This is a genomic window from Enterobacter sp. E20 (genome assembly GCF_000801755.2).
Classification (GTDB): domain Bacteria; phylum Pseudomonadota; class Gammaproteobacteria; order Enterobacterales; family Enterobacteriaceae; genus Enterobacter; species Enterobacter asburiae_B.
In genome coordinates this window covers 927,530-940,115 of the sequence record NZ_CP012999.1, presented here as the reverse complement: position 1 = coordinate 940,115, position 12,586 = coordinate 927,530, and the positions used below count along the sequence as shown (strand labels likewise).

Here is a 12,586-nt window from a genome sequence, read left to right as displayed (position 1 = left end):
TGTTGTTATGGCTGTTGCTGTGCACAACACGTTACCACACGAAAAACCTGCCCAGGCCAGCCTCCCGGCTCAGGCAAAAAGGTCAGACCCGAGGGTTGATTATTAGTTCGCTTTCCAGTTTTCGAGAATTGTTTCGGTGCGTTTCACCGCGAGAGGATTCGCCGGCGCGATGAAGTTACGCCAGACGTCGTTGTGGTGGTTAATCAGGATCTGCGCATCTGCCGCCGGGCGATTGGCGGTAGTATGGGCATCTTCCGCCACGGTGATGTGATAACCCCGGCTAACGCCGTTCTTGATCGTCGCATCGACGCAGTAATCGGTGGCGCAGCCGCAGATGACAAACTCGCGAATGCCCTGCTCACGCAGCAGCGCCTCAAGCACGGTGTTATAGAAGGCATCACAGGCGGTTTTGGTCACATATAGCGCGTCAGCTGGCTGATGGAGTTCAGGCAGTAGCGCAAACCCTTCACTTCCCTCTTCCAGGCCCCCTGCCTCGGTATGCTGAATAAAAATGACCTTGTCGGCTGCCTGCGTAAGCTGGTTGATCAGAGAGACACATTTTTCGCGCTGATGACGAGGGGTTTCAAATACCCCGTTCTGCATATCGACAACCATAACCACACGCTTCTCAGACATACCGTTCTCCGTAAGATTAAGTGACACTGGTGCCTATCATAAGCCCGATGTCACAAAATGGGAGATGGCTCGTAAGTAAATTGTTCATATTTACCCATGGTTACGTTTTTCTCGCTATCGTTATGCAATTCGGGGCATTGCGCGGTACCGATTAGTAGTATAAATACCCATTACTTTCTTCATTCACTTCATGGATGCTTTTCGTTGAAACGTTGTCTGCTCTCTTTTGCCGCGCTGTGTGCGGTGAGCTTTTCTACCGCCCAGGCAGCCCAACCGCTGACGGCGCCCGTTTTAGCTTCAGATATTGCCGACCGCTACGCGAACCTTATCTATTACGGCAGCGGCGCGACCGGGATGGCGATGGTCGTCATCGACGGCAACCAGCGTGTGTTCCGCAGCTTTGGCGAGACGCGCCCAGGAAATAACGTTCACCCACAGCTGGATTCCGTTATCCGCATCGCGTCCTTAACCAAGCTGATGACCAGCGAAATGCTGGTGAAATTGCTCGATCAGGGCGTGGTAAAACTCGACGACCCGCTCAGCAAATACGCGCCTCCCGGCGCCCGGGTTCCAACCTGGCAGGGTACGCCGATTCGGCTTGTGAACCTTGCCACCCACACCAGCGCCCTGCCGCGTGAGCAGCCAGGCGGGGCGGCGCACCGTGACGTATTTGTCTGGCCAACGCGCGACCAGCGCTGGAGCTACCTGAGTACCGCCACGCTGAAGGCGGCGCCGGGTTCGCAGGCCTCTTATTCAAACCTGGCCTTTGACCTGCTGGCGGACGCCCTTTCAACGGCGGCTGGCAAACCCTACACGCAGCTGTTTGAAGAGCAGATAACCCGTCCGCTGGGTATGAAAGACACCACCTTTACCCCATCTCCGGATCAGTGCCGTCGCCTGATGGTGGCGGAGAAAGGCGCTAGCCCCTGTAATAATACGCTGGCGGCCGTGGGCAGCGGCGGGGTCTATTCCACACCTGGCGACATGATGCGCTGGATGCAACAGTTCCTTTCCTCAGATTTCTACGCACGCAGCAGCCAGGCCGATCGCATGCAGACCCTGATTTATCAGCGCACTCAGCTGCAACGCGTCATCGGGATGGACGTGCCGGGTAAAGCCGACGCGCTCGGTATGGGCTGGGTCTATATGGCTCCGAAAAATGGCCGTCCGGGTATTATTCAGAAAACCGGCGGCGGCGGCGGATTCATCACCTATATGGCCATGATCCCGCAGTCAAACGTGGGCGCATTTGTGGTGGTCACCCGCTCCCCGCATACGCGTTTCGTCAATATGAGTGACGGGATTAATAACTTAGTGGCTGAACTGAGCGCCAATAAAGCCCAGGTTCTCACCGCGTCTAACTAATTTTAATATTCCGTGGGCAAGCGGTTGATGCTGACCAGCTTGCCCCGGCTCATATTGATATAGTTTCCCTGCCTCAGGGCGGCAAGCACCTCGGCAACAACGGATCGTGAAATTCGAGTGCTCTGTTGAATATGATTCATCACACCGATTTTTGAACGCAGCGTTTCATCCCATTCCGCCATATTCAGCAGCATCGAGCGGATCTGGTGATAGGAGTTATTTCCCACCAGCTGCTTATCGCGTTTCTCAAGAATGTAAGTTATCCAGGATAACCAGCAGAAGGCCTCTTTCCAGAGTGAATACTGCTGGATGAGTTGACGGGTGGTTTCCGTGGGCAAATAAAAACCGGTACAGGCCGTTTTAGCAATTACCCTGTATTCGTGAGAGTGATTAATCACCACCGTAGATAGCCCGAATATAAAAGGGGCAGTCGCAATCCCCACCAGTAATTCATCAGAAGTGCGATAAACCTCAATAACGCCGGTTTGTAATACGATCGTACAAGGCTCATTCCATTCCCCTGACGTAATTAATTGCTGGGGCGCACATGTAAAAGGGGTACTGGCCGCTGTTAAATACTGTTCGAGCCGGCGTAATTCAGAAAGCGGTTTCGCATTAACGTTCATGCAGACCTCAAGTCATCCGTATTTGTCGGTTCAATATTATTTTTATTGCTTCTATAAAAAGCGGGGGAGATAACCACTCCCCCCGCTTTTATTCATTACCAGGTATATTTCACGCCCAGATTTGCGCCCCAGTTCTGATCAACGTCGCCGCCGCCCAGATAAGTGGCATCGGTGTACGCACTGAAGTTCTTCGTGAAGCTGAACTGGGTGCCCAGTCCTACCCGCACAGCAGAGCCTTTCACGCCGTTATCAATGCTGTCACCGTTAATATCGGCATTGTTATCGGCGTCGTCATAGACGTAGGCCAGTTTGAAGTAAGGCGTCAGAGCCTGTTCGCCGCCGTAGTTGAAGGTGTAACCCGTATCAACGCCGAGTTCATAACGCAGGCTATCGTAAGATTGCCCATCGACGCGCATGTCATTGCTCAGACGATAATCATCGCCAGACTGGAACAGGCCAGATACGGCTGCATATGGCGTAACGTAGCCAGAGAGGTTTGGCTTCCAGTCATAGCCCAGCTTCAGCCCAAAACCAACAGCATCATTCGTGGTATTGCCGTCAACGTACTGACCGTTGCTCATGTTAGCGGAGAGATCGCTGTTGAAGCGGGTGTAGCTCAGAGAGCTGTCGAGGAACAGATCGTTCATGAACTTCGCTGACGCATAGATCATCGCAGTCTGGCTATCCTGATCGACCTGACCGGTACGATCGCTGGTATCACCCTTCGCGAAACCTGCCGCACCACCGACGATCCACTTCGCGTTATTACCGTCAATCTGGGTGTCCAGACCCACCATAATACCGCTCACGTCCTGATCGTAGCTGATAACGCCATTGTCACCGTCGAAGTTGCCACCGAAGTAGCTCACCCACGCCCCGCCGTTATCCGCCAGGCCGTGACGGCTGTTGGTCAGACGCGTGCCGACGGTATCCTGCTGCAGATTCCAGATATTGGTATTGGCAGAAGGGATGCTCAGCGCCATATTGGCAGAATCGGTCAACTCTTTCTGCTGAAGGACAACGGAATCACCCTGCTGCTGCGCCTGGTAGGTGTAAGCACCTAAATCGGCTTTGTTTGCGGCAGTGAAGCTGGCTGTGGTATCCGCGTTATTGTCATAGACGCGAATAATCTCTTTGTTTTTGTAATCAGCAACGGAACCGGCACCGGTCGCATCGTCGATGCGCACCTGGTAGTTACCTGCAACGTCACCGTTTACTGACAGATGGCCATTAGAGTTAATCGCCACAACACCGTAGTCGTAATCGGCACTGTACTTATCGTTAGTGATATAGCGTGCGTTGTTCAGATCGCTGTTCAGGACGTAATCACGGCTGGCAACGTTCAGCACCCCGCCATCGGTCAGTTCCATATTGTGCGTATCAACCTGACCCAGCCCCAGCGCCAGCTCAGCACCGTTATCCACGGTGATGGTGTTGGCATACAGTTCGGCCGTTTCTTCCGTCAGTGCCGCACGGCTATAGCTGTCCAGATACAGATGGTCGGTCGCCACAGCACCGCTGTCTCCAATATTCATTGATGAAGCATTGGTCAGGGTGATGGAGTCCGCCAGCAGACCAGAGTCTTCAACGTTAACCTGAGACTGGTTGTTTACCGTCAGCGTGTCGATGTTAGAAAGCTTGCGGGTATCCCACTCTGAGCCGTTATCCAGCGCGATGTTAAACAGCCCGCTCTGATACACCGCTTCACCCGCAACGTGTCCGTTGCTGTCATAAACGGAATCCGGCCAAATGCTGTTAGGGGATAAGCTACTCCAGTCTACGTTGCTGTAGCCCAGGCCATACATCTGCGCTGGGCCGATAGCCTCGACGCTGGACTGTGCTGCACCGACCCACTTGCTGCCGTTGGTCAGGGTGACATCCAGCTTATCGGTGCCATCCCAGCCGTTGGTGGTTGGGTTATAGACACCGTCCGCACTGGTATCCGTTGCCGGATCGCCGTTCGGATAGAAGTTGTTGTCGAAGGTGCTGGAGAACAGAATATCGCCAGTAACGGTGGAATGATCGAACGTGGCAGTGGTCTGCATCGCGTTATCAGACGCGCTAGCGGCAACGATCAGCGCCGCATCATCCGCTCCCGTGGCATTCGTTTCACCGTAGTCGCTCGGTTTCGCGGTTTGACCGTAGAACCCGCTGGTCCCCAGATCGCTGTATGCCCCTGAGGTCAGAACGGAGTCTTTCACCACCAGCGTGTCGGTAAATACTTTGCTGCTGTTGGCTACGCCTTCAACACCGTCGTAAGGAGTGTTATCCAACTCCTGATAACCCTGCGTCAGGGTAATACCGGCAATGTGGGAATTATTCTGGATGACAATATCGGACTCCACATCCAGGGTAATCGCATTACCCAGATTATATGTGTCCAGATAATGTCTTTCCGTATTTTCCCCATTCACGACGTCATACGCATAATGCTCATAGGTATCGTTAATGGTGGAATTATCTACGGTCAGGCTAAAACGATCGTATTGAGAATGGTTGGTGCCATCGGTATCCAGGCCGTCAGCACATGAGGAGGTCATACATTCAGAGGTAATCATGCCATTAATGGTGCTGTTGGAAATGCTTAACGCATTCGCCCGACCATTGATGCCATCATCCAGATAGTATGTTGAAATAACACCATTCACGGTGCTTTTATTAATCACCGGATAAATATCACCGTCGTGGGTCGCGTCTGAGTAATCCCAGTCGGCATAGCCATAATACCAGGGAGTGGAAGCGGTATTATCGTATCCGAATGTATTATATGTCGTACCGGAAATATCCTTCGCATTGGCCTGAGAAGCGATAGCCAGGGTGCAGGCTAATGCAAGTTGAGATACAACGAGTTTCTTTTTCCATGTTTGCATTGGGTCATCCCTCCTCAGGGACGTAAGCAAGTTTGTCCATCAATGATTTTGCAATGTTTAATTGCGGAGGGAATTATGCATTTTCATTTCGAAAAGGTTCAATGAATGTTTCCATTAAGTCCGTATCCAGACTAATAACACATCAAAACAGAGAAAGCATCTGTCACTACAGATAAATATTATAAAAACAAAGCATTAAAATACAGACACAACAATAAGACACATATAAAAATATATAATGAATCATTTTCAATGATGTTTTCTATTTAATATAAAAACAATATGAATAACTCATCTCCATTTCGGCGTTATACTGCCCTGCATTATATATTGATGCCAGAAAGCCAGCCCCATCACATTTTACAAAAATAAAATGCCCACTTTTACCAAAACACCGGTCTTCACTTTGAGGTACACTAGCCTTCTTTGTTCCACAAACATCAGGCATACCATGACCGATTTAATTGCACGTCCCCGCCGCCTGCGCAAGTCACCTGCACTGCGCGCTATGTTTGAAGAGACAACCCTGACCTTAAACGATCTGGTGTTGCCGATTTTTGTCGAAGAAGAGATCGATGACTACAAAGCCATCGAAGCCATGCCGGGCGTAATGCGCATTCCGGAGAAATATCTGGCGCGTGAGATTGAACGCATCGCCAACGCGGGGATCCGCTCGGTGATGACCTTCGGCATCTCTCACCATACCGATGCCACCGGCAGCGACGCGTGGAAAGAAGATGGCCTCGTTGCCCGCATGTCGCGCATCTGCAAAGAGACCGTGCCGGAAATGGTGGTTATGTCAGACACCTGCTTCTGCGAATATACCTCTCACGGCCACTGCGGCGTGCTGTGCGATCACGGTGTCGATAACGATGCCACCCTGCTGAACCTCGGCAAACAGGCGGTCGTGGCTGCTGCTGCGGGTGCGGACTTCATCGCGCCCTCTGCCGCGATGGACGGACAGGTTCAGGCGATCCGTCAGGCGCTGGACGCGGCGGGCTTTACCGACACCGCAATCATGTCTTACTCCACCAAATTTGCCTCCTCATTCTACGGCCCGTTCCGCGAAGCGGCCGGTACGGCGCTGAAGGGCGATCGTAAAACCTATCAGATGAACCCGCTGAACCGTCGGGAAGCGATTCGCGAATCCCTGCTCGACGAAGCCCAGGGCGCAGACTGCCTGATGGTGAAACCAGCGGGCGCGTATCTCGATATCCTGCGCGACATCCGCGAGCGCACCGAGCTGCCATTGGGCGCTTACCAGGTCAGCGGCGAGTACGCGATGATCAAATTCGCCGCGCTGGCCGGTGCGATTGACGAAGAGAAAGTGGTCCTCGAAAGCCTCGGCGCCATCAAACGCGCAGGCGCGGATCTGATCTTCAGCTACTTCGCGCTGGATCTGGCCGAGAAGAAAATCCTGCGTTAATCCGCTCTAGCGCCGGGTAGCGGCTTCGCCTTACCCGGCCTGCTCTCTGCGCTAATCTTCACCAAACTGCAATATAACCGACATCTGCTCCTTCTACTGTCTTCGCAAGACGGCAGGAGGAGTAACCATGTTTAGCCTCGATAGCGTTCTCGACGATCTTTGGCCTCAGGCGAGGCCTGCACCCTGGCAAAAAAGTCTGTTAAAAAGACTGTTTTACGAAGACGAATTTCAGCAATTTGCCGCAGCACACCGCCACCTGAAAGGACTGGATATGGTGGAGCAAGTTCTTGAACACCTTGATATTCTCTGCACCGTTTCCGCCCGCGATCTTGAACAAATCCCCGAACATGGCCCGCTGGTCATTATTGCCAACCATCCGACGGGTACGCTGGACGGCCTGGCGCTGATGTACGCCGTCTCCCGCGTGCGACGCGACGTTAAAGTCGTGACCAACCGGATGCTAACCCACCTTGAGCCCCTCAGCTCGCTGTTTATTCCGGTGGACAATATGGGCGGCAGGACGGCGAAATCGTCCCTGGTTCAGATGGAACAGCATTTGCAAAACGCAGGCGTGCTGATCTTCTTCCCGGCCGGAGAAGTTTCCCGCCCCACGCGCAAAGGCATTCGCGACAAAAAGTGGCACTCTGGCTTTATCAAACTCGCCAGCAAGCTGCGCGCCCCGCTGCTGCCGGTGCATATTCAGGCGCATAACAGCCTGCTCTTCTATGCCAGCACGCTGGTCTCCCCGACGCTGTCGATGCTGCTGCTGATGCAGCAGATGTTCCGCCGCCGCCATAGCCAGCTGCCGATTAAAATCGGCCAGCAGATCGCCTGGCATCACTGGCACAGCGCCACCCTTTCGTCGCGTGAGATGGCCGAACAGTGCCGTCAGCACGTGATGCGTCTTGGCAAGGGATTGCCTGGCGTCTTTAAAACCCAGTGCGCCATTGCCCGTCCGGAAGACCGGGCCACCCTGAAACGCGCGCTGGCGCAGGCCGAATGTCTGGGCAATACAAGCGACGGTAAAACCATCTATCTTTGGCAGCGCAACGGTCAGGAAGACGCCCCGCTGCTGCGCGAGCTGGGCCGCCTGCGCGAGATTGCCTTTCGCGCGGTCGAGGAAGGGAGCGGCAAACGCCGTGACACCGACTGCTACGATGATGATTATCTGCACCTGATCCTGTGGGATGATGAGGATCTGGAGATCGTCGGCGCGTATCGCTTTATGCCGACCGCCAGACAGGTTGAACGTCGCGGTCTGGAAGGGTTGTATAGCTATAGCCTGTTCCACTACGACGACAAAATGCAGGACGTGCTGGAACACGGCATTGAGCTGGGGCGCAGCTTTATTCAGCCCCGCTACTGGGGACGCCGCGGCCTGGACTATTTATGGTCCGGCATTGGGGCTTACCTGGCGCGTTATCCGAACTACCGCTACCTGTTTGGCCCGGTCTCCATTTCCGGCGGCTTACCGCCTGCCGCGCGGGATCTGCTGGTGGCCTTTTACCGCCTGTGGTTCCCGGCAACGCATCCGCTCGCCGCGTCACGTCAGCCGTATCCCGCATCGCTGCCGGACGTGCTCGCGCAGTTTGGCGGCGTGGATTACGTGGACGATCTGACAAAGCTCAAATCCCTGCTCGGCAATCTGGGCTGCGGCATTCCGCCGCTCTACAAGCAGTATTCCGAGCTTTGCGAACCCGGCGGCGTGCAGTTTATTGATTTTGGCAGCGACCCGGCGTTTAACGACTGCGTCGACGGACTGGTGCTGGTGGATTTGTGTTACCTGAAGGCGAACCGCTATCAGCGGTATATTGAGGCGCATTTAATACCCCCACCCCAGCCCTCTCCCTAAAAGGGAGAGGGTGAAAACCGCACCGGGCAGTCCCCTCGCCCCTTTGGGGAGAGGGTTAGGGTGAGAGGATCAAGGCGCACGGTAGAACGGCTTATCCCCCAGGATCGTCGCCCGCTGCATAATCCGGCGCTGCGGAAGATAGTCCGCATTGGCGTAGTGCTGCGTCACGCGGTTATCCCAGATCGCCAGGTCATTCTCCTGCCAGCGCCAGCGCACCTGAAACTCCGGCCTGGTGATATGCGCGAACAGGAAGCTCAACAGCGCCTCGCTCTCTTTCTCGGACACGTCCACAATGCGCGTCGTGAACCCTTCGTTCACGAACAGCGCCTGCTTGCCCGTGACCGGATGGGTCCGCACCACCGGGTGCAGCAGCGGAGGATGTTTCGCAACCGCCTCCTGCCAGCGCTGATGCTCCTCTTCGTTTTTGCGATACTTGTATTCCTGGAACGATTTTTTGAAGTCGTGCTCCGCCCGCAGCCCGCTCAGCAGCGTCCGGAACGGCGCGGAGAGCGCCTCATACGCCGCAATCCCGCTGGTCCACAGCGTATCCCCCCCGGTTTCCGGCAGCAGCTTCGCCGCCAGAATCGCCCCGGCGGGCGGCGTCTCGATAAAGGTCACGTCGGTATGCCAGTTGTCGTTGTCCGGCGGGTTATCGTTGTGGGTATCCAGAACGATAATCTCCTCCACCCCCTCCGCATGCGGATAGACAGGGTGGATATGCAGATCGCCAAAGCGCAGGGCCAGCGCACGCTGCTGCTGCGGGGTGATCGCCTGTTCGCGCAGGAAAACGACCTGATGGCGCAACACCGCGTGGTACAGCTGCTCGAACTGGTTATCGCTCAGCGGACGGGTCACATCCAGGCCCGACACCTGCGCGCCAATGTACGGCCCCAGCGGGGTAATAGTCAGACGTTCACTCATTGTATTTCTCCATGCCAGGGCGTCAGGCGGCGCTGTAACGCGCGCAGCCCCAGTTCTAATCCGAAGGCGATCGCGGCGATCACCGCGATCCCTGCCAGCACCACGTCAGTCGCCAGGAACTCTCCCGCCGACTGCACCATAAACCCAAGGCCGCGCGTGGCCGCAATCAGCTCTGCCGCCACCAGCGTGGACCAGCCCACGCCGAGACCGATGCGCAGCCCGGTTAAAATCTCCGGCTGCGCGCCCGGTAAAATCACGAACAGCAGCACCTGCGTGCGGCTGGCCCCCAGCGACTGCGCCGCGCGGATCCGCACCTGCTGGGCGCTCTTCACGCCAGCCAGCGCCGACATGGCAACCGGAGCGAAAATGGCCAGATAAATCAGCAGGATTTTTGACGTTTCACCGATGCCAAACCAGATCACCATCAGCGGCAGATAGGCCAGCGGCGGCACCGGACGGTAAAGCTCAATCAGCGGATCGAGAATACCGCGCACCGTCGGGCTTAAGCCCATCGCGATCCCGACCGGTATCCCGATAATTACCGCTGCCAGCAGCGCCACCAGAATACGCGCCAGACTGGCTCCAAGATGCTGCCAGAGCGTGGCATCCATAAAGCCCTGCGGCCCGGCGATGGTAATGAGTTTGGCCAGCACCTGGCCCGGCGGCGGCAGAAACAGCGGGCTGACCCACTGCTGGGCAGCAACCGCCCACCACACCGCCAGCAGCACCAGCAGCGTACCGACGCTCAACGTGATTTGGCGCGAGAAAGGCCAGCGCAGCGCCAGACGCGTGCGGCGCGTTTTTTCACTGAAGACGATGCTCATGAGAAAGCCTCCCGTTGTTCAAACACGCGGCTTAAGACGTATTCACGCTGTTCGATAAACAGCGGATCGGATTTGATGCTGCGCACGGGCTCTCCCGCGACGTAACGGCGGGCGAAATCCAGCGGCAAGCGCTCCAGCACGCGGCCCGGCCCCGGCGAGAGCAGCACCAGCTCCGTCGCTATAAACACCGCCTCTTCGATATCGTGGGTAATCAACAGCACCTGCTTGCCCGTCTCGTGCCACAGGCGCAGCAGCAGGGTTTGCATCTGCTCGCGGGTGAAGGCATCCAGCGCCCCGAACGGCTCGTCCAGCAGCAACAGCTGCGGATTCGCTGCCAGCGCGCGGGCAATACCGACGCGCTGCCGCTGGCCGCCGGAAAGCTGCCAGATAAAGCGTTTTCCCGCCCCTTCCAGCCCCACTTTTTTCAGCATCGCCCGCGCCGTTTCCAGCCGCTGTTCGCGGTTGATGCCCGCAAGCTGTAGCCCAAACGCCACGTTTTCCTGCACGTTGCGCCAGGGAAGCAATCCTTCGTTCTGGAAGACCACGCCGCGCTCGGCGCCCGGGCCTTCCACCTTTTTGCCTTCCAGTTGGATGGTGCCATGCTGATAAGGGACAAACCCAGCGATCAGATTCAGCAGCGTGGTTTTTCCGCACCCGGACGGGCCCAGCACCACCAGCAGCTCACCGCTGTCCAGCGTCAGGTTGATGTCCTCCAGCGCGGGTTTCCCGCCGTAATCGGCGTACAGGTTCGTAATATTCAGCATGGCGTACTCCTTATTTCACAAAACGATCGGTCACGTACTGGCTGTAATCCGCCGCTACCGCAGGCACTTTGCCCTGCTCTTTCAGGAAGGTGGCGGTATCCACAATCGCTTTGTTCACCGGCCCGGTCAGCTGCTGCACCTGCTGCGCGGGCGTCAGATAGGTATTGCCTTTCACCAGCCCCGGCACGTCCGCTTCCGGCACGCCGCTCAGGCGGGAGAGTTTTTCCAGGTTGGCGGGCTGCTTCAGCCATTCATCCGGGTTGCTGATATACGGCTGCTGGGCGTCAATCGCGCTTTTGGCGAAGGCTTTCACCACTTCAGGATGTTTCTCGGCGAAGTCCTTGCGCACGACCCACACGTCGAGGGTTGGCGCGCCCCACTGGCCCACTTTTTCAGAGTCCGTCAGCACGGTGCCGTCTTTTTCCAGTTCGTTCACTGCCGGAGCCCAGACGTAAGCCCCGTCAATATCCCCGCGCTGCCAGGCGGCGATAATCGCCGGCGGCTGCAGGTTGATGATTTGTACCTGACCCGGCTTGATGCCCCAGTGTTTTAGCGCCGCCAGCAGGCTGTAGTGGGTGGTGGAGATGAACGGCACGGCGATGCGTTTGCCGATCAGATCTTCCGGTTTGGTGATGTTCTTCTTCACCACCAGCGCTTCAGAGTTACCGAGCTGCGAGGCGAGCAGGAAAACCTCGATCGGCACCTGCTGGCTGGCCGCAACCGCCAGCGGGCTGGAGCCGATATTGCCGATCTGCACGTCGCCGGAGGCTAACGCACGCACGACGGACGCCCCGCTGTCGAACTTGCGCCAGTCGACTTTCGCGCCGCTCTCTTTCGCAAAGGTGTTGTCCGCCTGCGCGACTTTCGCCGGTTCCGCAGAGGTTTGATACGCGACGGTGACGTCCACCGCCTGCGCCTGAAATGCCCACAGCGCCAGTGCGCCGAGAAGTGTGATTCGCGATGAAATTGCCATAATGTCTGCTCCCCTTGTTGTTATGAGGGCAGTATTTCCGGCGCGGGAATTTTGATAAAGGAATAAAAATGAATCGCTCATAACGATTCGTTTTTAGATAAAAAGCGGGAAAGGATAGCGAATTTTGTGCGGTTCGTTTTTTTCCCTCTCCCCGTGGGCGGAGGGTTACCCAGTAATTTTTTCATCTGAAGCGATGCATGTGGTATCTGGAAAATAAATGGCTTAAAGCGATGTTTCGGTCCGGCTGTAAATCGCCGAAGCGTTTCCGTAAGGCCGGGGCGAGGCGCACGGATGCGCCGAGAGGGCGTGGCCTGCAGGGATGCAGGCTC

10 protein-coding genes are annotated in these 12,586 nt (G+C 56.1%); 3 read left to right on the top strand and 7 right to left on the bottom strand.

The features are described from left to right. Window positions 1–102: 102 nt before the first annotated feature. The gene (locus NI40_RS04345) at window positions 103–636 is read right to left on the bottom strand and encodes an isochorismatase family protein (protein ID WP_039263886.1); all 534 of its coding nucleotides are present in this window, start codon (window positions 634–636) and stop codon (window positions 103–105) included. Window positions 637–840: 204 nt separating this feature from the next. Here NI40_RS04345 and ampH point away from each other — a divergent pair, with 204 nt between their 5' ends. Next, complete coding sequence (gene ampH / locus NI40_RS04340) at window positions 841–2,001, top strand: D-alanyl-D-alanine-carboxypeptidase/endopeptidase AmpH (RefSeq protein ID WP_039263885.1); 1,161 nt, start codon at window positions 841–843, stop codon at window positions 1,999–2,001. A gap of 2 nt (window positions 2,002–2,003) precedes the next feature. On the opposite strand, the gene NI40_RS04335 is transcribed toward ampH, so the two are convergent. Both NI40_RS04335 and NI40_RS04330 read right to left on the bottom strand, forming a co-directional pair. Then, window positions 2,004–2,627, bottom strand: coding sequence for a helix-turn-helix domain-containing protein (locus NI40_RS04335; protein ID WP_033144736.1), 624 nt, complete (start codon window positions 2,625–2,627; stop codon window positions 2,004–2,006). Between the two features lie 95 nt (window positions 2,628–2,722). Next, window positions 2,723–5,497, bottom strand: coding sequence for an autotransporter outer membrane beta-barrel domain-containing protein (locus tag NI40_RS04330; RefSeq protein ID WP_039263884.1), 2,775 nt, complete (start codon window positions 5,495–5,497; stop codon window positions 2,723–2,725). Window positions 5,498–5,948: 451 nt separating this feature from the next. Here NI40_RS04330 and hemB point away from each other — a divergent pair, with 451 nt between their 5' ends. Both hemB and NI40_RS04320 read left to right on the top strand, forming a co-directional pair. Further along, window positions 5,949–6,923, top strand: coding sequence for a porphobilinogen synthase (gene hemB, locus NI40_RS04325; protein WP_028017695.1), 975 nt, complete (start codon window positions 5,949–5,951; stop codon window positions 6,921–6,923). 127 nt (window positions 6,924–7,050) lie between these two features. Then, complete coding sequence (locus tag NI40_RS04320) at window positions 7,051–8,775, top strand: lysophospholipid acyltransferase family protein (protein WP_039263883.1); 1,725 nt, start codon at window positions 7,051–7,053, stop codon at window positions 8,773–8,775. Window positions 8,776–8,844: 69 nt separating this feature from the next. Here the strand turns inward: NI40_RS04320 and tauD are convergent, their stop codons facing one another. From tauD to tauA, 4 genes are read right to left on the bottom strand one after another with little or no spacing between them, the layout of a single operon-like run. Further along, a complete protein-coding gene (tauD, locus tag NI40_RS04315) occupies window positions 8,845–9,696 on the bottom strand; it encodes a taurine dioxygenase (protein WP_039263882.1) in 852 nt (283 codons plus the stop codon). Further along, window positions 9,693–10,520 carry a taurine ABC transporter permease TauC gene (gene tauC, locus NI40_RS04310; RefSeq protein ID WP_039263881.1) on the bottom strand — a complete coding sequence of 276 codons (828 nt, stop codon included), beginning with the start codon at window positions 10,518–10,520 and terminating at the stop codon, window positions 9,693–9,695. Before tauC ends, tauD begins: the two co-directional genes overlap by 4 nt. Then, window positions 10,517–11,284, bottom strand: a complete 768-nt coding sequence (gene tauB, locus NI40_RS04305; protein WP_039263880.1) for a taurine ABC transporter ATP-binding subunit — start codon at window positions 11,282–11,284, stop codon at window positions 10,517–10,519. The genes tauC and tauB overlap by 4 nt, the downstream gene beginning before the upstream one ends. Before the next feature lie 10 nt (window positions 11,285–11,294). Then, on the bottom strand, window positions 11,295–12,257 hold the full coding sequence (gene tauA / locus NI40_RS04300; RefSeq protein WP_023293188.1) for a taurine ABC transporter substrate-binding protein: 963 nt from the start codon (window positions 12,255–12,257) through the stop codon (window positions 11,295–11,297). Window positions 12,258–12,586: the final 329 nt, after the last annotated feature.